Here is a 19,907-nt window from a genome sequence, read left to right on the forward strand (position 1 = left end):
ACCCACTAGATTTGAGACCATGGCGGAATTTATCTACACAATGACCAAGGCCCGCAAGGCCGTTGGCGAAAAGCTCATCCTTGATGACGTAAGCATGTCCTTCTTCCCGGGTGCCAAGATTGGTGTTGTAGGCCCCAACGGTGCCGGTAAGTCCACCATTCTCAAGATCATGGCCGGGCTGGACACGCCCTCCAACGGTGAGGCCAGGCTCAGCCCCGGATACAGCGTGGGCATCCTGCTTCAGGAACCGCCGCTGAACGAGGAAAAGACCGTCCTGGGCAACGTCCAAGAAGGCGTTGGCGAGATCTACGGCAAGATCCAGCGCTTCAACGAGATCTCCGAGGAAATGGCCAACCCGGACGCCGACTACGACACCCTCCTCGAAGAGATGGGCAAACTGCAGGAAGCCATTGATGCCGCCGACGCCTGGGACCTCGACTCCCAGCTCGAGCAGGCCATGGATGCCCTCCGCTGCCCGCCGGCCGACGCCGACGTTACCAACCTTTCCGGTGGTGAGCGCCGCCGCGTGGCACTGTGCAAGCTCCTGCTGCAGAAGCCGGACCTGCTGCTCCTCGACGAGCCCACCAACCACCTGGACGCCGAAAGCGTGCTGTGGCTCGAGCAGCATCTTTCGAGCTACCCGGGCGCCGTCCTCGCCGTCACCCACGACCGGTACTTCCTCGACCACGTGGCCGAGTGGATCGCCGAGGTGGACCGCGGACACCTCTACCCCTACGAAGGCAACTACTCCACCTACCTGGAGAAGAAGCGCGCCCGCCTTGAGATCCAGGGCAAGAAGGACGCCAAGCAGGCCAAGCGCCTCGCGGAGGAACTGGACTGGGTCCGCTCCAACGCCAAGGGCCGCCAGACCAAGTCGAAGGCGCGTCTGGCCCGGTACGAGGAAATGGCTGCGGAGGCCGACCGCACCCGCAAGCTTGACTTCGAAGAAATCCAGATCCCGCCGGGACCCCGCCTCGGCGGCGTTGTGCTGGAGGCAAAGAACCTCCAGAAGGGCTTCGAGGACCGGACCCTCATCGACGGGCTGTCCTTCAGCCTGCCGCGGAACGGCATCGTGGGCGTCATCGGCCCCAACGGTGTTGGCAAGACCACGCTGTTCAAGACCATCGTGGGCCTGGAACCGCTTGACGGCGGCGACCTGAAGATCGGCGAGTCGGTCAAGATCTCCTACGCGGACCAGAGCCGTGGCGGCATCGACCCCAACAAGACCCTGTGGGAGGTCGTGTCGGACGGGCTGGACTTCATCCAGGTCGGCAACGTGGAGATGCCCTCCCGCGCCTACGTTGCAGCATTCGGCTTCAAGGGCCCGGACCAGCAGAAAAAGGCCGGCGTCCTGTCCGGTGGTGAGCGGAACCGCTTGAACCTAGCCCTGACCCTGAAGCAGGGCGGCAACCTGCTGCTCCTTGACGAGCCCACCAACGACCTCGACGTCGAAACCCTCAGCAGCCTGGAAAACGCCCTGCTTGAGTTCCCCGGCTGCGCCGTCGTCGTTTCCCACGACCGGTGGTTCCTCGACCGGGTGGCCACCCACATCCTTGCGTACGAAGGTGACGAGGAAAACCCCTCGAAGTGGTACTGGTTCGAGGGCAACTTCGAATCCTACGAGGAGAACAAGGTCGAACGCCTCGGACCCGACGCTGCCAAGCCGCACCGTGTGACCCACCGCCGCCTCACCCGCGACTAAACCGCGGCCGACAAAGCGGCCTACCCACGAAGACATAAGGGCGGCACCCGAGAGGGTGCCGCCCTTATGTCGTCCAGGGATTCCCTATGACCCGGATTCGGGTGGTCCCGCCGTGTCGAGCGGGACCCGCACCATGCCCTCCTGGGCCACGGAGGCGACGTGCTGGCCTGCCCTGTTGAAGATCCTGCCGGTGGCCAGGCCGCGGGCGCCCTGGGCGCTGGGCGACTCCTGGACGTACAGCAGCCAGTCGTCCACCCGGGCGGGACGGTGCCACCACATGGCATGGTCCAGGCTGGCAACGTTCATCCCGGGGGTGATCCAGCTCAGTCCGTGCCTCCGGAGGATTGACTCGAGCAGGGTGTAGTCGCTGGCATAGGCCAGGGCCGCCCGGTGCAGGTTGGGGTCGTCCGGCACGGGACCGAGGGTCTTCATCCAAACGGCGTTGCGCGCCTCGCGCGGACCATTGGCCGAAACGTACAGGGCAGGGTCTACATGCCGGATGTCGAAGGGCCGCTCATACGCCCAATGCCGCGCCACCGGATGGTCGAACTTGCCCAGCAGGTCCGCAGTGCTGGGAAGCGACTCCGGATCCGGGATCCCGGCCGGCATGGCGGCCGCGTGTTCAATGCCCTCGGCTTCAACCTGGAAGGAAGCAATCATGGACAGGATCGGCACACCGTCCTGGTAGGCATGGACACGCCTGGCCGAAAACGACCTGCCGTCCCGCAACCGCTCCACACCGAACGTGATGGGCTTGTTGGCGTCGCCGGGCCGCAGGAAGTAACCGTGCATGGAATGGACCAGCCGGTCCGGATCAACCGTCCTGGTGGAAGCAACAAGCGACTGCGCCAGCACCTGGCCGCCGAAGACCCTGTGATGCGGCTGCCGCTGGGAGGGGCCAAGGAAGATGTCCTCGTCCGTCCGGGCGCCTTCGAGATCACCAAGGTCCAGCAGTTCGATCAGCGATGAGGTGGGATCGCCGCTGGGGGGCGCCAGCAGTCCGGCTTCGGCTTCAGTCATGGTCCGACTCTAGACGGCGGCCGCGGAACCACTCAACCTGCCCGCAGCCGGTAGTGTTCTTGTTGTGTCTGATCTCCTCACTTCGTCCTTCCGTTTCGCCGATCCCAGGGATCTTGCGGACCTGAAAACGTTCGCCACCCGCGCCAAGGCAATTGACGACGGCGCCATCCGGCTTCAGGCCGCCGGCTCCGTCCTGGCGGCCTACGTGTGCGTCCTGCGGCCCCGGCTGCTTGGTGAATCGACCCCCACCATCCTGGGCCTGCGCACCATGGCGCTGGCGGAGCCGTCAGCGACAGACGTCACGGTGCCCCTGGCGGCCGTCCTGGACCGGCTTGCCCGCGCCGGCGCATCCGACGTTGACCTGCCGGTTCCGCCCACCACCGTCACCGAATCCTGGACCGGGGTAGGCGCCCCGCGTGGCGGATGGGAGCCGTTGGGCGCCATCAGCGACGCCCGCCTGCGGGAGGCCGCCGAGTCGGGCATCGGCGAAGTGGCGGGCATCGTGCCGGACAAACCCGGCGCCCTGATCGTCAACAACGCCCGGGCTGCCGTGTGGGGACGCGAACTGGACCACTCCGGCCTGCCGGCCGGCGCAGCTTTCGCAGCACTTGCCCTGGGGTTCCTTGCCGACGGCGAACAGGCACTCTACCGTGCCGGCCGCTGGTTCAGGCTCAGTGGCCCGCGCGGGCACGTCCTGGCGCGCACCGGCAGCGGCCTCCTGTAAACCCGGGCTCCTGGCGGGCGGGCATCACGCGCCGGACGGACTGTTCACCATGGACAGGGCCGCACGCTCCATGTACTCCCACAGTGTTCCCTCATAGAGCGGCGGCAGGTCCAGGGCGTCCACTGCCGCGCGCATGTGGAACAGCCACCGGTCCTTTGCTTCCGGCGTGACCTTGAAGGGCATGTGCCGCATCCGCAGGCGCGGATGCCCGCGCTCCTCACCGTAGGTTGTGGGTCCGCCCCAGTACTGCTCAAGGAACATCAGGAACCGGCGCTTTGCCGGAGCCAGGTCTTCCTCCGGGTACATCGGCCGAAGCAGCGGATCGGCGGCGACCCCGTCGTAGAAAACATCAATGAGCTTCACGAACGTCTCGTGGCCGCCCACGGCTTCGTAGAAACTGTCGGTGTACGCCGGCTGGCTGAAGGGGTCGTTCTGCATCAGCTGGGGCCGCTGTGGCTGGAGGGGGCCCGGGACGCCGGGGCGTGGTTCGATGGGAAGAGTCATGCTACTCGCCGGCTTTCTGGTCAGTCTTTGGGGTCTCCACGTGGGCAGAGGCCTGGTCGGTGGTACCGTCCTCGGACTCATGCAGCGGAAGGTAACGGCCCTGCGAGCGGTTCCCCACGCGCAGGATCTCGCCATTGCGCAGGTACCAGATGGCGCCGTCGTCGGAGCGGACCCGCGTGATCCGGAGCCCCATGGACTCCACGACGCCCACCACCTCGCTGGTTTCGATGACATCGCCGATGCCGTACTGGTCCTCGATGGTGATGAAGATCCCGGCCAGGAAGTCGCGGATCAGCTGCTGGGCGCCAAAGCCGATGGCCACACCCAGGATTCCCACGCTGGTCAGCAGGGGAGCGATGTTGATGTCCAGGTTCTGCAGGACATACATGCCGGTGATGACTGCCACCAGGACCCCGACGATGCTGTTCAGCAGCGACCCGATGGTTTCCGCCCGCTGGACGCGCCGTTCGTGGTCCAGGGCCCTGAGGGCAGGTGCCACCCACTTGAACGTGGGTTTCTTGAAGAAATTGCTTCCGGACGCCACCCGCTTGGTGATGCGCGAGATGATGAAGGTGGCAACAAGCCAGACGCCGACACCGACACCGACGCTGATCACTATGCCCGGAACGCTGACGCCGCCGGGCTGGCTGGAGACCGGGGGAATGATGGACAACATACTGACCATGGGGGAAATAGCTCCTTGGGGGTTTGCGCTGTTCTCTTTCAACCCTAGCGCCGTAGCGTGGAGCAATGCGCATCCTCATCCTGGGCGGTACGGCCTTCCTCTCCAAGCACATTGCCGCACAGGCGTTGGCCGCGGGACACGCCGTCACCTGCCTGGCCCGGGGAACCGCGGGTGGACCGCCGCGGGGCACGGCATGGGTGCAGGCGGACCGGTCCGCCGGCGCTGCGGCATATGCCCAGGTGGAGGGCGAGTGGGATGCCGTGATCGAGGTGGCGCGGGACCCCGGACCTGCCCGCGGCGCACTCAAGGCGCTGGCCGCCCGGACGGGGCACTGGACCTTTGTTTCCAGCTGCTCGGCCTACGCGGACCATTCGGTTCCGGGCGCGGCGGAGGACGCACCCCTCCTGCCTCCGCTCGCTCCGGGGATCCCGTCCGCGCCGGAGAACTATGGAGAGTCCAAAGTGGCCATCGAGGCGGCCACCCTTGAGGCGACTGCCGGGAACGCCCATCTGTGCCGCGCCGGCCTGATCAGCGGCCCCGGCGACCCGTCCGACCGATACGGCTACTGGCCCGCGCGCTTCGCCCGTAGCCAGGAGCCGGTATTGGTCCCGGATATTGCCGCCCATCCTACCCAGGCCATTGACGTCCGGGACCTGGCCGCCTGGATCCTGGCCGCGGCCGTACAGGGCACCACCGGTGCTTTGAACGCCTGTGGGGAAGAGGTGCCGTTCGGCGCCCTGGTGGATGCCTGCCGGGAAACAGCAGGCCACCAAGGTGCTCCGGCCACTGCCGCCGAAGCGTGGCTGGTGGCGCAAGGGATCAACTACTGGTCAGGCCCGGACTCCCTGCCGCTCTGGCTCCCGCCCGGCCACGAGGGTTTCATGGCCCGGAGCAACCAGGCCGCCAGGGCCGCGGGAATGGTGCTGCGGCCCTGGCGGGAAACCCTGGCGGACACCTTGGCCGACGAACGCGCCCGGGGGCTGGACCGGCCCCGCAAGGCCGGCCTGTCGCCCGAGATGGAGCAGCGGCTGATCGCTATGCTCCACCAAGGCGGTGCCTAGCCTGCCACCGTAACGGGCTGGTGCCCCACCGGGAAGTTCACGCTCCGGGCAATGAAGCACACCTGGTTCGCCTCATGGTGCAGCCCGGCGGCCAGCTCAACCTGGCCGGCGTCGGCCACGGTGACCCTGGGGTGCAACGTCACTTGTTCGAACTGGCCGCTGCCGTCGCGGTTGAGCCGCATTACCCCGGAGGCCTCGTCCCGATAGTCAGTGACCACCACGCCATGCTTCACGGCCACGTGCAGGTAGGACAGCATGTGGCACTGCGCCAGGGCCGCCAGGAGGAGCTGTTCGGGGTTGTACCGTTCCCGGTCCCCATGGAATGTCGGGTCCGCCGAGCCCTTCAATACCGGCAGGCCCGGGATGAGCACGTCATGGTCCCGCGAGTAGCTCCGGTACGACGACGTGCCGCCACCCCGGTTGCCGGTCCACTGGACCGTCAGCGTGTAGGTGTGTTCGCCGATGCTCACCCCGCGCTGCCGTCCGGCAGCACGTCGGCTGCGCGGGCGCGCAGGGCCCGGGCCACGCCGTCGCGGTTTTCCAGCATCATCCGCCGCAGCGCGGCGCTTTCCGCGGGCAGCGCCGCCAGGAAGGCGTCGGTCTGGTCGATGGTGGCCTGCGTGGTCAGCAGCGCCGGGTAGAGGCCGACGACGATCTGCTGGGCGAGTGCGTGGGTCCGGGTCGCCACGATGGCCGGCACCGCCGCGAAATACTTCTCCGCGTACGGCTCCAGCAGCGACCGGTCCCGGACCCGCATGAAGCCGGCCACGGCCGATCCCTGCAGGGCGTTGGACAGGTCACCCTTGACCACGATCGACTCCCAGGCGGCCGCTTTGGCCTCCGCCGTGGGAAGCGCGGCCTTTGCCAGGGCCGCGGCGTTCTGCCCGCTGGACGTGTTGTCCCGTTCCAGCTCGGCGTCGATGCCCTCCTGGCCCATCCGGCCGCCGGCCACCAAGGATGCCACGAGCTCCCACCGGAGGTCCTGGTCGACGGCCAGCCCGTCCAGGACCGCTGAGCCGTCCAGCAGGGCCGCTACCCGGTCGAGCTGGGACGCGCTGCCGGCAAGGAGGGCAAAGGACTTCACGAACTGCAGCTGCGCGTCGGAGCCGCCGGGGACTTCCGATGCCAGCTCCCACAACCTGTCTGCGGCTGCCACCATGGTGGCTTCGCGGTGTTCTTCCGCCACGTAGAAATTCAGGGTGGTGGCCAGCTGGCGGAGCTGGACCAGGATGACGGACGAATCGGTCTCCGCGGCCACATTGGCCAGGATCAGCTCCACGTACTTCCGTGCCGGTGCCTGGCCGTCCCGGGCCGCATCCCATGCCGAGTTCCAGACGAGGGTGCGGGGCAGGCTGGCCTCGAAGTCCTTGAGGTGTGCGGTGGCGGTGGCCAGGGATTTCGGGTCCAGCCGCACCTTGGCGTAGGCGAGGTCATCGTCGTTGACGAGGATCAGGTCCGGCTGCGCCAGGCCGGCCACGCCCGCCACCTCCGTGCGTTCGCCGTCGACATCCAGCTCCTCGCGGTGCACCCGCTCCAGCTTTCCGGCGTCGTTGAGGTTGTAGAACCCCACGGCAAGGCGGTGCGGCCGGAGGGTGGGCCACTCCGGAACGGCGGACTGCACGATCGCCAGGGACTTCAGCGTCCCGTCCTGGTCCACGTCCAGCTCGGGGGTGAGGGTGTTCACGCCCGCCGTCTCGAGCCACTGCCGGCCCCAGCCGTCAAGGTCGCGTCCGCTGGCCTTCTCCAGCTCCACCAGCAGGTCGCGCAGCTCGGTGTTGCGCCAGGAGTGCTTGGCGAAGTACTCCCGGACGCCGGCCATGAACTGTTCAGGACCCACCCAGGCCACCAGCTGCCGGAGCACCGAGGCGCCCTTGGCGTAGGTGATGCCGTCGAAGTTGACCTCGACATCCTGCAGGTCGTTGATCTCGGCGAAGATGGGGTGGGTGGTGGGCAGCTGGTCCTGGCGGTAGGCCCATGACTTCTCCACGGACGCGAACGTGGTCCAGGCACTGGTGAAGGACGTGGCCTCCACCGCGGCCAGGTGGGACATGTACTCCGCAAAGGACTCGTTGAGCCAGAGGTCGTTCCACCACCGCATGGTCACCAGGTCCCCGAACCACATGTGGGCCAGCTCGTGGAGCACCGTAATGGCGCGCCGCTCGATCTGCGCGCCGGTGACCTTGCTGCGGAAGACGTAGCCCTCCAGGATGGTGACCGCGCCGGCGTTTTCCATGGCGCCGGCATTGAATTCCGGCACGAACAGCTGGTCGTACTTCTCGAACGGGTAGGGGCAGCCGAACTGGGCTTCGAAGAACCCGAAGCCCTGCCGGGTCAGTTCGAAGATATTGTCCGCGTCCAGGTACTGCATGAGCGACTTCCGCGCGAACACGCCCAACGGGATGACGCGTCCGTCCGAGCTGGCCACCTCGCTGCGGACGGACTGGTACGGTCCGGCGATCAGCGCGGTGACGTAGGAGGACAGGCGCGGGGTGGGCGCAAATGCCCATACGGACCTGGCTCCGCCGTCCTCCGCGGGCGGGGCCTGCACCGGCTCCGGGGTGGGGGAATTGGACACCACATCCCAGTGCGAGGGCGCCGTGACCGTAAACGCGAAGGTTGCCTTCAGGTCGGGCTGTTCGAAGACGGTGAACATGCGGCGTGAATCCGGAACCTCGAACTGGGTATAGAGATAGACCTCGTTGTCCACCGGATCCACGAACCGGTGCAGGCCTTCGCCGGTATTCATGTAGGGCATGTCAGCCACGACGGTCAGCTCGTTGTGCTCCTCCAGCCCGGGCAGTTGGATCCGCACGCCGTCGGACATGGTTGCGGGATCGAGGGCGCGGCCGTTCAGCGTCACGCTGTGCACGGTCCGGGTCACAGCATCAATGAAGCTGGACGATCCCGGCACGGCCGTGAATTTCACGGTGGTGGTGCTGCCAAAGACCTCTCCGCCCCGGGTCAGGTCGAGGCTGACATCGTAGGACTCGGCGGTGATCAGTTCGGCGCGCTCACGGGCTTCGGCGCGCGTCAGGTTCATACCTGGCAAAGGAGGGCCTCCAGAGAAGTTTCGGTTGCCGGCCGGTGGTCCCGGTTCCGGCACTGTGCTGCATTCTTTCATCCTTGCAGTCCTTGGCAAGTTGCCCGGGTCACAGCTTGCCCGGGTCACAGCGCGCCGCGGCCCCGGCCGCGTCATTTCCTCCCGGGGTTGCGGGGGTAGCGTTGGACGCATGGGAAAGCTGCTGGATTCGGTGGATGCCAAGGCGCTGCGCTTTGCCCTCGGGTTCCCCGTCGCGCTCGCCGCCGCCTTCGCCTTCTGCGCCTGGCTGCTCCGGCCTGACCTTCCAGACCCGCTCGCGGTGCGCTGGACGGCCGACGGCGGTGCCGCCTTCGCCCCATTCGGCGCCTATGTGGGCGCAGGGGCCGGGGCGATTGTGGTTGCCGGCTGGGTGGTCCTGCTGCAGGCGGTGCCCCTGGGCAGGCCCGTGCTGATGCGCCGGATCATGATGGGCACCGGCTTCTTCCTCAGCCTCTTTATCACCTCGGCCCTGGCGGCAGGCCTCATCGGCCAGGTGGGACTCGCTGACGCCCGGCAGTCACGCGTGGACATGACCGTCCTGGCGCTCGGGAGCGGCGCTGCTGTTTCCCTGGGCGTCACCATGGCCATGGTCTACAAGGCTGACCGGCAGTGGTCCCCGGACGACGACCGTGCCCTGCAAACCGCCATCGCCAGGGAAACGGACCCGGATCTCGCCTTGGACACCATCCGGTTGTGGGTGCACGCCCGGAGCTCGGTCTTCGTCATGATCGGCATCGCCACGCTGTTCCCGGCAGCGCTGCTCGCCGTCGTGCTGCCGTGGCTCGGGATCCTGCTGGTCCTCCTGGCCGCTGTCAGCACGGCGTTCCTGTTCGCCCGCGTCAAAGCTGACCGCGGCGGCCTGAAGGTCCTGCTTGCCGGAGTGGTACCTGTCATGGATGTCCCCGCCGGCGCCATTTCGGCCGCCAGCGCAGCCGAGGTGAGGGCCGCTGACTACGGCGGGTGGGGCTACCGGCACCATCGCGGCACCGCGGCGATGCTGGTCAGCAGCGGGCCCGCCGTCGTCGTGCGCAAGACGGACGGCCAGCGCCTGGCCGTAAGCGGCGGCACCCTGGCCTCTGCGGCACGGCTGGCCGATGTCCTGACCAGGGTCGCGGCCAGGGCACGGCGCGGGGGCGGACCGCCGGCGGTTGGGCAGCCCGGGTCCTGACCCCGGAGCAGTCCTAGTATCCTTATCGGTGTTGTTCCGGCCCCCACCCGGCCGGCCGCCAGCCCACCGAACCGAACGGATCTTGCTCGTGACAACTTCCCCTGCCTTCCCGCGGGTCCACATCGCTACCGACCACGCCGGGATGGAGCTCAGTGCCCACCTGGTGTCCCACCTGACGGGCAAGGGGTACGAGGTGGTGGACCACGGGCCCAAGGTCTACGACGCCCAGGACGACTACCCCTCCTTCTGCATTAACGCCGCCCTCGCCGTGGTCGCCGACCAGCAGGCAGGCGTGCACGCCTTGGGCATCGTGCTGGGCGGTTCCGGAAACGGTGAGCAGATTGCCGCGAATAAGGTCAAGGGCGTACGTGCCGCCCTGGCGTGGAACCTTTCCACCGCCACCCTCGCCCGCGAGCACAACGACGCGAACGTGGTGGCGGTGGGCGGCCGCCAGCACTCGGTGGAAGAAGCCACCGAACTGATTGAGGCCTTCCTTGCCGAGCCGTTCAGCAACGATGAGCGCCATGTCCGCCGGATTGGCAAGATCGCAGCCTATGAGGCCACGGGCGAGGTCATCGAGTAGTGCCTGAGGGACATTCGGTCCGCAGGCTCGCCCGGCAGTTCGGAGACGTCTTCCTTGGCGAGACCCTGGCTGTTTCCAGCCCGCAGGGCAGGTTTGCCGGGGGAGCGGCCCTGCTTGACGGGCACGCCCTCGTCGCCGCCCAGGCACACGGCAAGCACCTGTTCCTCCACTTTGACAACGCGTTGGTACTGCACGTCCACCTCGGCCTGTACGGCGCCTGGAGCTTCGGCGGCGACAGTACTTTCGCCGGCGCCTCCAGTATTGGCGCGCCCCGCCGGGTGGGGGAGCGGGAAGCCTTTTCCGGCGGGGATGACGACGGCGGCGCAGCGTACGAGGGTCCGCCGCCACCGGTGGGGGCCGTCCGGGTCCGGCTGGCCGGGAGCCATGGCTGGGCGGATCTGCGCGGGGCAACCACCTGCGAAACCATTACCGCCGCGGAGGCGGACGCCGTCCTGGCCCGGCTCGGACCGGATCCGTTGCGGAACCTGCGGGGCGACGCGGGCCGGTTCGCGGCGAACCTTCGGGCCCGGAAGACGCCGCTGGCTGCGCTGCTGATGGACCAGAAGATCATTGCCGGGGTAGGCAACGTCTACCGCGCCGAAGTTCTGTTCCGGCGCCGGCTGGATCCGTGGCTTCCCGGCGGCGCCGTCGCGGACGGCGATGCCCGGAAGCTGTGGCGTGACGTCGTCGCCGTCATGGCCGACGGCGTCGCTGACGGGCGGATCATCACCACGCCGCCAAAGTACTGGAAACTCAACGGAACCACGGCGGCCAAGGCCGCTGCGGCCGGGAATCCCGTGCCGCCCAAGGGCGCGCACTTCCCCGCCCGCGAGGACGTCCACTTCGTCTACAAGCGGCAGGGCCTGCCCTGCAGGGTGTGCCGGACCACCGTGCTCGTCACCGACCTCGTGGGGCGAAACCTCTACTGGTGCCCCTCCTGCCAGCGGCCGGCCGAGTAGGAAAAACGAAGAAGGCCCCTCCATGGAGGGGCCTTCTTGTATTTATGGAGGGGACGACGGGAATCGAACCCGCGTAATCAGTTTGGAAGACTGAGGCTTTACCATTAAGCTACGTCCCCGAAGGAAGATCCGCTTTTCGCGGAAACTCCGGGCTGGCTGTTGAAGCCGGATACAACTAAACCTAATCCATGGCCTACGTGTCAAATGTGCATTCGCGACGCGTATCACCGTAGACTTGCCTGTGCACTTACGGGGTGTAGCTCAGCTTGGCTAGAGCGCCTGCTTTGGGAGCAGGAAGTCGCAGGTTCAAATCCTGTCACCCCGACTCTGCGGCCAGGACCAGCAGGCCTGGACATCCAACGCGTTTTGCAGAAACCCATCCCACAACCCAGGAGTACTTAGACCGTGAAGAGCGCTGTCGAGAACCTCACCCCCACGCGGGTCAAGCTCAATGTTGAGGTCCCCTTTGAGGAACTGAAGCCCAGCATCGACTCGGCCTACAAGACCGTTGCCTCGCAGATCCAGGTCCCCGGGTTCCGCAAGGGCAAGGTTCCCGCCAAGCTCATCGACCAGCGCGTCGGCCGCGGCTACGTCCTGGAGACCGCCATCAACGATGGCCTCAACGGCTGGTACCAGGCTGCCGTGCAGGAATCCGGCATCCGCCCCCTGAGCCGTCCCGAGGTGGAGATCACCGAGGTGCCCGATCCTTCCGCAACCGACGGCGGCCTGAAGTTCGCCGCCGAGGTTGACGTCCGCCCCGAAATCGAACTCCCGGATTACTCCGGCATCGAGGTCCAGGTCGCCGCCGCGGAATCCTCCGAGGCTGACGTGGACAAGGCCCTCGACGAGCTGCGCGGCCGCTTTGGCACGCTCAAGTCCGTTGACCGTCCGGCCGCCGACGGCGACTTCCTGACCATCGACATCACCGCCACGATCGACGGCGAAGAGGTTGACTCCGCTGCCGGCCTGTCCTACCAGGTGGGTGCCGGCACCATGCTCGAGGGTATGGACGAGGCCGTCACCGGGCTCAGCGCGGATGAGGACGCCATTTTCGACACCACCCTCGTGGGTGGCGACCACGCCGGCGAAGCCGCCCAGGTCAAGGTCGTCGTGAAGGCCGTCAAGGAGCGTGAACTGCCCGAAGCGAACGATGATTTCGCCCAGCTGGCCTCCGAATTCGACACCCTTGCCGAGCTCCGCGAGGACCTCGCCAAGCAGGCTGCCGACTCCAAGATCGTCGAGCAGGGCGTCGAAGCCCGCGACAAGGTCCTCGACAAGCTCGTCGAGCTGGTTGAGGTCCCCGTTCCCGATTCGGTGGTCGAAGAGCAGCTTGAAGCCCACTTCCAGGAGGGCAACGGCCACGGCGACGGCGAACACGACACCGAAGAGCACCGCGAAGAGGTCCGCGCCAACACGGCCCGCGCCTTCCAGAACGAAATCATCCTCGACGCCATCGCGGAAAAGGAAGAAGTCAACGTCAGCCAGAACGAGCTGATCGACTACATCGTCACCACCGCCAGCCAGTACGGCATGGACCCCAACCAGTTCGCCCAGATCATCGATCAGAGCGGCCAGGTCCCCATGATGGTCTCCGAGGTCCGCCGCCGCAAGGCACTGGCCGTCGTCCTTGGCCAGGCCACGGTGACCGACACCGAGGGCAACGCAGTCGACCTGAGCGACTTTGTCCGCCCCGGCGGCGAGGAAGTTCCCGCCGAGGAAGCCCCGGCTGAAGCTGACGCCACCGAAGCTGTGGAAACCGAAACTGCCGAGGCAGCGGAAACCACTGCCGAGGCCAAGGCATAGTCCTTCCCAGCAGCAGCGAACGGCCCCTGGATCCTTCCGATCCGGGGGCCGTTCGCGTTGGGCGGCAAACCGGAGCGGGCGCTGTCCGCCGATCGTGCGCCGTCAGCGAACAGCAGTCAGTGCGCGAACAAATCATCCGGGAAACCGGTTAGTGTCCAAGTAGTGATTTTCAGTGATGTCACCGTCACCAGTGAGAGGTAAATAAACATGTCACAGCACTCAGAGGCCCCCCGGATGGCGACCGTCGATCCTGCAGCCCAGGACAACTACATTTACAACCGCCTCCTCAAGGAGCGGATCATCTGGCTGGGCTCGGAGGTGCGTGACGATAACGCCAACGCAATCTGCTCGCAGCTGCTGCTCTTGTCCGCCGAGAATCCTGAAAAGGACATCTACCTCTACATCAACTCGCCCGGCGGTTCCGTGACGGCAGGCATGGCCATCTACGACACCATGCAGTTCATTCCCAACGACGTCGTCACCGTGGCCACCGGCCTGGCAGCCTCCATGGGCCAGTTCCTGCTGTCCTCCGGCACCAAGGGCAAGCGCTACGCCACGCCGAACGCACGCGTGCTGATGCACCAGCCCTCCGGCGGCATCGGCGGCACCGCCTCGGACATCAAGATCCAGGCCGAGCTCATCCTGCACATGAAGAAGGTCATGGCGGAACTGACTGCCGAGCAGACGGGCCAGACCGTGGAGACCATCCTCAAGGACAACGACCGCGACAAGTGGTTCACCGCCACCGAAGCCCTTGAATACGGCTTCTTCGACAAGATCGCCGCGCACGCCGGGTCGGTTTCCGGCGGCGGCGGAACGTCCAACGGATCCTCCGGCGAATCAGCCTCGCAGAACTAACCGGCATCCAGAACCCTTTCGATCAGGAGTAAACACAATGAACTACAACTTTGGGTGGTCCGCCGGGAATCTTCCGTCCAGCCGCTACGTCCTGCCGCAGTTCGAGGAACGCACGCCCTATGGCTTCAAGCGCCAGGACCCGTACACGAAGCTCTTTGAGGACCGCATCATCTTCCTCGGCGTGCAGGTGGACGACGCATCTGCCGACGACATCATGGCGCAGCTGCTGGTGCTGGAGTCCACTGATCCGGACCGTGACATCACCTTGTACATCAACTCTCCGGGTGGCTCGTTCACGGCCATGACTGCCATCTACGACACCATGCAGTACATCCGTCCCGAGATCCAGACGGTCTGCCTGGGCCAGGCCGCCAGTGCGGCGGCCGTTCTGCTGGCCGCCGGTACCCCCGGCAAGCGGCTGGCACTGCCCAACGCCCGCGTCCTGATCCACCAGCCGGCGCTCTCCGGCGGCCAGGGCGGCCAGGCCTCCGACCTTGAGATCCAGGCGGCAGAGGTCATGCGGATGCGCTCCTGGCTGGAGGACACCTTGGCCCACCACTCCGGACGCACGTCGGAGCAGGTCAACAATGACATTGAGCGCGACAAGATCCTGACGGCCGCTGAAGCGCAGGCCTACGGCCTGATCGACCAGGTGCTCGATTCCCGCAAGATCAAACCGCAGGCGATCACGCGGTAGCAGTGCCATTAGCCGGTGCGGCCAAGTTCATTTGGCCGCACCGGCCTTTTCATTCCACCCTTGGCGTCGAATGTGACCTAGAGTGGAAGATGTCACAAACCGGTCCCCGCTGGCCGGAAGAGATTTTTCAGCAACGGCGCAGGGCTGCCTGGCAGCAGGATACTAAGGGGTTCACATATGGCTCGGATTGGCGAGAGCACTGATCTGCTGAAGTGCTCTTTCTGCGGAAAGAGCCAAAAGCAGGTCCGCAAGCTCATAGCCGGGCCCGGTGTCTACATCTGCGATGAATGCATCGAGTTGTGCAACGAAATCATTGAAGAGGAACTCGCCGAAGTCGCGGACCTGGGCAGCTTCGAACTTCCAAAACCGCGGGAGATCTTCGACTTCCTGCAGGAATACGTCATAGGCCAGGAGCCCGCCAAGCGTTCCCTCGCCGTTGCGGTCTACAACCACTACAAGCGCATCCAGGCCGGGCACGCGCCCAAGTCCGGGAGCCTCGGCGACGCCGGGCACCATGACGACGTCGAGATCGCCAAATCCAACATCCTCCTCATCGGTCCCACCGGCTGCGGCAAGACCTACCTTGCCCAAACCCTGGCCAGGCGCCTGAACGTTCCGTTCGCCGTGGCAGATGCCACCGCTTTGACGGAGGCGGGCTACGTTGGCGAGGACGTCGAGAACATCCTGCTTAAGCTCATCCAGGCTGCGGACTACGACGTCAAAAAGGCCGAACAGGGCATCATCTACATCGATGAGATCGACAAGATCTCGCGGAAGAGCGAAAACCCTTCCATCACCCGGGACGTGTCCGGCGAGGGCGTCCAGCAGGCACTCCTGAAGATCCTGGAAGGCACGGTGGCGTCGGTCCCGCCGCAGGGCGGCCGGAAGCATCCGCACCAGGAATTCATCCAGATCGACACCACGAACGTCCTGTTCATCGTGGCCGGTGCCTTCGCCGGGTTGGAAGAGATCATCGGCTCGCGCTCCGGGCGCAAGGGCATCGGGTTCGGCGCCCCGCTCAACGAGGCCAGCAAGAAGGTCGACTCATACGGCGAAGTCATGCCGGAGGACCTGTTGAAGTTTGGCCTGATCCCCGAATTCATCGGCAGGCTTCCTGTCATCACCACCGTCTCCAACCTGGATCGTGACGCCTTGATCCAGATCCTGTCCACGCCAAAGAATGCCCTGGTGAAGCAGTACCAGAAGATGTTCCAGATTGATGGCGTGGAACTGGTGTTCGACGACACCGCCCTGGACGCCATCGCGGAGCAGGCCCTTGAGCGCGGCACCGGTGCCCGCGGCCTTCGCGCCATCCTGGAGGAAGTCCTGCTTCCGGTGATGTTCGATCTGCCAAGCCGCGAGGACGTTGCCAGCGTGGTCATCACCGAGGATGTGGTGCTGCGGGGCGCCGAACCCACCCTGATTCCGCACGCGGCCAAGCGCCGCAAGTCTGCCTGACCGAGAGGATTTTCGTGACTGCACCCGCCAAGAACAAAGCCGATTTCTGGTTCGACCCCCTGTGCCCGTTCGCGTGGATTACGTCCCGCTGGATTGGCGAGGTGGAGGCCGTCCGTGACATCGAGACCGAATGGCACGTCATGAGCCTGGCCGTCCTGAACGAGGGCCGCGATCTTGAGCCGGCCTACCGGGAATCCATGGACAACGCCTGGGGTATGGTCCGCGTGATCATCGCGGCCCGCGAAGGGCACGGCCCGCAGGTCATCAAGCCGCTGTACGACGCCATGGGAACCCTGATCCACGAGCGTGGGGAGAAGGACCGGTCGGAGGTCATTGCCAAGGCCCTCGCCGAATGCGGCCTCCCAGAGTCCCTCGCCGACGCCGCGGCCACTGACGCTTTTGACGCTGAGCTCCGGGCCAGCCACGAGGAAGGTATCTCCCTGGTGGGCCAGGACGTTGGGACGCCGGTGGTGGCCTTCAACGGAACAGCCTTTTTCGGCCCCGTCCTGACCCGCATTCCGCGTGGCGAGGTTGCCGGGCAGCTGTGGGATGCCACCACCGCGATCGCCGGCTATCCCCACTTCTTCGAGCTGAAGCGCAGCCGCACTGAGAGCCCCGAGTTCGACTAGAACCCGGTTCGATTGCACGCCAAGGGCCCCGGGGGAACTACTGTCATGTAGTTCCCCCGGGGCCCTTGCACGTGGCCCGGCACGGGAGAACAATGGTTCTTACCCACTTCGAAAGAAGCGGGACGCAGGAACCAAAGATTCAGTGATATGCAATTTCGACGCAGCCATCGGCAAAGTCGAATGCAAGCTGCCAGTGACGGAGCAGTAAGACCTGGAAACTCAGCGGATCCTGCCAGACCATCGGAAAAACGTCACCAGATGGCCGAAAAGTCGAAGCCCCACCAACGGCAAAACGCTGATGGGGCTTCCCCTTTGCCCTGGAACCAGGGCGGCCTGACGGGACCGGGTGTCAGGCCTTGGCGGGCTCGTCGCTCGCGGCGAGGGCAACGTCGGTGACCGCAAGATCCCCGTCACCCACCACCAGGGTAATTTCGCGGGCGTTTGATGCCGCCTTCAAATCCGCCAGCCCGGCCCGCAGCTGTGCCGTCAGGGCCTCAGTTGCGGTGATCGTGGCAGACAGCACCTCGGTCCGCTGCTTGACCTTCGCCTCGGATTTGGCCTTGCGGACTCCGCTGAGGGCAATCCCCACCGTGGCCAGCATGGTGGTGTCACCGCCGGGAATCTCCAGCGCTGACGGCCATGCTGCGCGGTGGACTGAGCCGCTGCGCCACCAACTCCAGACTTCCTCCGTGGCGAACGGGAGGAAGGGGGCAAAGAGCCGCAGCAGGGCGTCCAGGGTGGTTGCCAAAGCGGCCAGCACCGACGCCTGCTCTGATTCGCCGGCAGCACCGTAGGCGCGGTCCTTGATCAGTTCCACGTAATCGTCCGTGAACTGCCAGAAGAACGATTCCGTGAGTTGCAGGGCCCGGGCATAGTCGTAGTTCTCAAACGCCTTGGTGGACTGGGCAACGACGTCGGCAAGTTGCGCCAGCAGTGCGCGGTCCAAGGGGTTGGTCAACACCGAAAGATCGTCAGAGAGGACAGAGTTTTCGGTGGCGCCCAGGTTCAGCACGAACTTGGAGGCGTTGAGCAGTTTGATGGCCAGGCGCCGGCCGATCTTCATCTGCGCAATCTCATAGGCGGTATCGGCCCCGAGGCGCGCAGAGGCGGCCCAGTAACGGACCGCATCCGAGCCGTACTCATTCAGCACATCCGTGGGGACAACGACGTTGCCCTTGGACTTGGACATCTTCTTGCGGTCCGGGTCCAGGATCCAGCCGGAGATGGCCGCGTGCTTCCAGGGCGCACTCTCCTGGAGGGCGTCGGCGCGGACCACAGAGGAAAACAGCCAGGTGCGGATGATGTCATGGCCCTGGGGGCGGAGGTCGAACGGGTACACCTTCGCGAAGAGGTCCTCGTCGCGGCTCCAGCCGCCCACGATCTGCGGGGTCAGGGATGACGTGGCCCAGGTGTCCAGGACGTCGGCATCTCCGGTAAAGCCGTTTGCCTGGTCGCGCTGCGTCTCGTCGAAGCCGGGCGCGGCGTCCGCTGCCGGATCCACGGGGAGCATGTCGTCCGAGGGGAGGATGGGGTGGTCGTAATCCGGGTTGCCCTGCCCGTCCAGCGGGTACCAGACCGGAATGGGCACGCCGAAGAACCGCTGCCGGGAGACCAGCCAGTCGCCGTTCAACCCGGCGATCCAGTTCTCGTAGCGGGACCGCATGAACGAGGGGTGGAAGTCGATCTCCTTGCCGCGGCCGATCAGGCGTTCGCGGCGGTCCTCGTCGCGGCCGCCGTTGCGGATGTACCACTGGCGTGAGGTCACAACCTCGAGCGGCTTGTCGCCCTTCTCGAAGAAGTTCACCGGGTGGGTGATCTTCTTCGGCTCACCGTCCAGCAGGCCGGCTTCCTTGAGCAGTTCCACCACGGCCTCCTTCGCGGAGAACGCCGTCTTGCCGGCAATGGCCGCGTACGCCTCCTTGCCGGACTCGCTGGTGATCCACTCGGGGGTTTCGCCGATGATGCGGCCGTCACGGCCCATGATGGCGCGCGTGGGCAACTGCAGTTCGCGCCACCAGGTGACGTCGGTCAGGTCGCCGAAGGTACAGACCATGGCGATACCCGAGCCCTTGTCCGCCTTTGCCAGCGGGTGGGCCTTGACCTCCAGTTCGACGCCGAACAGCGGCGATGTCACGGTCTTGCCGAACAGTGGCTGGTACCGCTCGTCGTCGGGGTTTGCCACCAGTGCGGCGCACGCGGCCAGCAATTCCGGACGTGTGGTCTCGATGAAGATCTTTTCGCCGTCTTCGGTGAAAAAGGGGTAGCGGTAGTAGGCGCCGGGAACCTCGCGGTCCTCCAGCTCTGCCTGCGCCACCGCCGTGCGGAACGTCACGTCCCACAGGGTCGGGGCCTCGGCCATGTAGGCGTCGCCGGCGGCCAGGTTGGCCAGGAAAGCGCGCTGTGACACGGCACGGGAGGTGTCATCGATGGTGCGGTACGTCAGGTCCCAGTCGACGGACAGGCCCAGGGTCTGGAACAGGTTCTCGAAGACCTTCTCGTCCTCAACAGCCAGTTCCTCGCAGAGTTCGATGAAGTTCTGCCGGGACACGACGTCGAAATCGCGCTGGTTCTTGGCCGGCTGGGCCGGTGGCCGGTAGTCGGCGTTGTACGGAACAGCGGGGTCGCACCGCACGCCGTAGTAGTTCTGCACGCGCCGCTCGGTGGGCAGGCCGTTATCGTCCCAGCCCATGGGGTAGAAGACGTTCTTGCCCGTCATGCGCATGTAGCGCGCCTGGACGTCCGTCTGGGTGAAGGAGAACATGTGCCCCACATGCAGGGAACCCGACGCGGTGGGCGGGGGAGTATCGATCGAGTAGACCTGCTCCCGGGTGGTGTCGGGGTTGAACTTGTAGGTTCCTTCGGACAGCCAGCGCTGGGTGAGCGTGGCTTCCAGGCCTTCGAGGGCCGGCTTGTCCGGAACGTTGATGGGGGCGGTGGTGGGCGTGTCTGTACCCTGCGTGTCTTCAGCCATTGGGCA

The 19,907-nt window shown here is 65.9% G+C and carries 17 protein-coding genes and 2 tRNA genes; 12 read left to right on the top strand and 7 right to left on the bottom strand.

Translation table 11 applies throughout. From position 1 onward, the window contains the following. The first annotated feature begins 19 nt into the window (after positions 1–19). Positions 20–1,702 carry an energy-dependent translational throttle protein EttA gene (gene ettA / locus DC347_RS03390; RefSeq protein WP_018761593.1) on the top strand — a complete coding sequence of 561 codons (1,683 nt, stop codon included), beginning with the start codon at positions 20–22 and terminating at the stop codon, positions 1,700–1,702. An 84-nt stretch (positions 1,703–1,786) separates the two neighbouring features. Here the strand turns inward: ettA and DC347_RS03395 are convergent, their stop codons facing one another. Further along, positions 1,787–2,722, bottom strand: a complete 936-nt coding sequence (locus DC347_RS03395) for an acyl-CoA thioesterase II (RefSeq protein ID WP_018761592.1) — start codon at positions 2,720–2,722, stop codon at positions 1,787–1,789. A gap of 64 nt (positions 2,723–2,786) precedes the next feature. Here DC347_RS03395 and DC347_RS03400 point away from each other — a divergent pair, with 64 nt between their 5' ends. Further along, positions 2,787–3,446 carry a hypothetical protein gene (locus tag DC347_RS03400; RefSeq protein ID WP_018761591.1) on the top strand — a complete coding sequence of 220 codons (660 nt, stop codon included), beginning with the start codon at positions 2,787–2,789 and terminating at the stop codon, positions 3,444–3,446. Positions 3,447–3,470: 24 nt separating this feature from the next. Here the strand turns inward: DC347_RS03400 and DC347_RS03405 are convergent, their stop codons facing one another. After that, positions 3,471–3,950, bottom strand: coding sequence for a globin (locus DC347_RS03405; protein WP_018761590.1), 480 nt, complete (start codon positions 3,948–3,950; stop codon positions 3,471–3,473). 1 nt (position 3,951) lies between these two features. Beyond that, positions 3,952–4,635 (bottom strand): mechanosensitive ion channel family protein, encoded by a 684-nt coding sequence (locus DC347_RS03410; RefSeq protein WP_018761589.1) that lies wholly within the window; start codon positions 4,633–4,635, stop codon positions 3,952–3,954. Positions 4,636–4,700: 65 nt separating this feature from the next. Here DC347_RS03410 and DC347_RS03415 point away from each other — a divergent pair, with 65 nt between their 5' ends. After that, positions 4,701–5,696 (top strand): NAD-dependent epimerase/dehydratase family protein, encoded by a 996-nt coding sequence (locus DC347_RS03415; RefSeq protein ID WP_109044451.1) that lies wholly within the window; start codon positions 4,701–4,703, stop codon positions 5,694–5,696. On the opposite strand, the gene DC347_RS03420 is transcribed toward DC347_RS03415, so the two are convergent. Together DC347_RS03420 and pepN are read right to left on the bottom strand one after the other, a co-directional pair. Then, the gene (locus DC347_RS03420) at positions 5,693–6,166 is read right to left on the bottom strand and encodes an OsmC family protein (protein ID WP_018761587.1); all 474 of its coding nucleotides are present in this window, start codon (positions 6,164–6,166) and stop codon (positions 5,693–5,695) included. The two genes, DC347_RS03415 and DC347_RS03420, sit on opposite strands and share 4 nt — an antisense overlap. Then, a complete protein-coding gene (gene pepN, locus DC347_RS03425) occupies positions 6,163–8,736 on the bottom strand; it encodes an aminopeptidase N (protein WP_109044452.1) in 2,574 nt (857 codons plus the stop codon). The genes DC347_RS03420 and pepN overlap by 4 nt, the downstream gene beginning before the upstream one ends. 190 nt (positions 8,737–8,926) lie before the next feature. Between pepN and DC347_RS03430 the strand changes: the two genes are divergently transcribed. From DC347_RS03430 to DC347_RS03440, 3 genes are all read left to right on the top strand, one after another. Beyond that, positions 8,927–9,943 (top strand): hypothetical protein, encoded by a 1,017-nt coding sequence (locus DC347_RS03430; protein ID WP_109044453.1) that lies wholly within the window; start codon positions 8,927–8,929, stop codon positions 9,941–9,943. An 88-nt stretch (positions 9,944–10,031) separates the two neighbouring features. After that, a complete protein-coding gene (locus DC347_RS03435; protein WP_018761584.1) occupies positions 10,032–10,526 on the top strand; it encodes a ribose-5-phosphate isomerase in 495 nt (164 codons plus the stop codon). Beyond that, positions 10,526–11,485 (top strand): Fpg/Nei family DNA glycosylase, encoded by a 960-nt coding sequence (locus tag DC347_RS03440; RefSeq protein WP_109044454.1) that lies wholly within the window; start codon positions 10,526–10,528, stop codon positions 11,483–11,485. Before DC347_RS03435 ends, DC347_RS03440 begins: the two co-directional genes overlap by 1 nt. A 45-nt stretch (positions 11,486–11,530) precedes the next feature. On the opposite strand, the gene DC347_RS03445 is transcribed toward DC347_RS03440, so the two are convergent. Next, positions 11,531–11,604, bottom strand: a tRNA-Gly gene (locus DC347_RS03445). A 131-nt stretch (positions 11,605–11,735) separates the two neighbouring features. On the opposite strand from DC347_RS03445, the gene DC347_RS03450 reads away from it, so the two are divergent. From DC347_RS03450 to DC347_RS03475, 6 genes are all read left to right on the top strand, one after another. Continuing rightward, positions 11,736–11,810, top strand: a tRNA-Pro gene (locus DC347_RS03450). Positions 11,811–11,890: 80 nt separating this feature from the next. After that, the gene (gene tig / locus DC347_RS03455) at positions 11,891–13,288 is read left to right on the top strand and encodes a trigger factor (protein ID WP_109044455.1); all 1,398 of its coding nucleotides are present in this window, start codon (positions 11,891–11,893) and stop codon (positions 13,286–13,288) included. A gap of 234 nt (positions 13,289–13,522) precedes the next feature. Then, positions 13,523–14,146: an ATP-dependent Clp protease proteolytic subunit gene (locus DC347_RS03460; RefSeq protein ID WP_018761581.1), complete on the top strand. Its 624-nt coding sequence runs from the start codon at positions 13,523–13,525 to the stop codon at positions 14,144–14,146. A 37-nt stretch (positions 14,147–14,183) separates the two neighbouring features. Next, positions 14,184–14,843, top strand: a complete 660-nt coding sequence (locus tag DC347_RS03465) for an ATP-dependent Clp protease proteolytic subunit (protein WP_018761580.1) — start codon at positions 14,184–14,186, stop codon at positions 14,841–14,843. 177 nt (positions 14,844–15,020) lie between these two features. Then, a complete protein-coding gene (gene clpX / locus DC347_RS03470; RefSeq protein ID WP_018761579.1) occupies positions 15,021–16,301 on the top strand; it encodes an ATP-dependent Clp protease ATP-binding subunit ClpX in 1,281 nt (426 codons plus the stop codon). Positions 16,302–16,315: 14 nt separating this feature from the next. Beyond that, entirely contained in the window at positions 16,316–16,930 is a 615-nt protein-coding gene (locus tag DC347_RS03475) for a DsbA family protein (RefSeq protein WP_304598357.1), read from the top strand. 349 nt (positions 16,931–17,279) lie between these two features. On the opposite strand, the gene valS is transcribed toward DC347_RS03475, so the two are convergent. Further along, positions 17,280–19,901 (bottom strand): valine--tRNA ligase, encoded by a 2,622-nt coding sequence (gene valS, locus DC347_RS03480; RefSeq protein WP_109044457.1) that lies wholly within the window; start codon positions 19,899–19,901, stop codon positions 17,280–17,282. Positions 19,902–19,907 lie beyond the last annotated feature (6 nt).

The organism is Pseudarthrobacter sp. AG30 (assembly GCF_003116525.1).
In the GTDB taxonomy this organism is placed as follows: domain Bacteria; phylum Actinomycetota; class Actinomycetes; order Actinomycetales; family Micrococcaceae; genus Arthrobacter.

Excerpts from the sequence above, each read along its gene's own strand:
- ettA (WP_018761593.1), top strand. The coding sequence starts at position 20 with ATGGCGGAATTTATCTACACAATGACCAAGGCCCGCAAGGCCGTTGGC.
- DC347_RS03395 (WP_018761592.1), bottom strand. The coding sequence starts at position 2,722 with ATGACTGAAGCCGAAGCCGGACTGCTGGCGCCCCCCAGCGGCGATCCC.
- DC347_RS03405 (WP_018761590.1), bottom strand. The coding sequence starts at position 3,950 with ATGACTCTTCCCATCGAACCACGCCCCGGCGTCCCGGGCCCCCTCCAG.
- DC347_RS03410 (WP_018761589.1), bottom strand. The coding sequence starts at position 4,635 with ATGGTCAGTATGTTGTCCATCATTCCCCCGGTCTCCAGCCAGCCCGGC.
- DC347_RS03415 (WP_109044451.1), top strand. The coding sequence starts at position 4,701 with ATGCGCATCCTCATCCTGGGCGGTACGGCCTTCCTCTCCAAGCACATT.
- pepN (WP_109044452.1), bottom strand. The coding sequence starts at position 8,736 with ATGAACCTGACGCGCGCCGAAGCCCGTGAGCGCGCCGAACTGATCACC.
- DC347_RS03430 (WP_109044453.1), top strand. The coding sequence starts at position 8,927 with ATGGGAAAGCTGCTGGATTCGGTGGATGCCAAGGCGCTGCGCTTTGCC.
- DC347_RS03460 (WP_018761581.1), top strand. The coding sequence starts at position 13,523 with ATGGCGACCGTCGATCCTGCAGCCCAGGACAACTACATTTACAACCGC.
- DC347_RS03465 (WP_018761580.1), top strand. The coding sequence starts at position 14,184 with ATGAACTACAACTTTGGGTGGTCCGCCGGGAATCTTCCGTCCAGCCGC.
- clpX (WP_018761579.1), top strand. The coding sequence starts at position 15,021 with ATGGCTCGGATTGGCGAGAGCACTGATCTGCTGAAGTGCTCTTTCTGC.
- valS (WP_109044457.1), bottom strand. The coding sequence starts at position 19,901 with ATGGCTGAAGACACGCAGGGTACAGACACGCCCACCACCGCCCCCATC.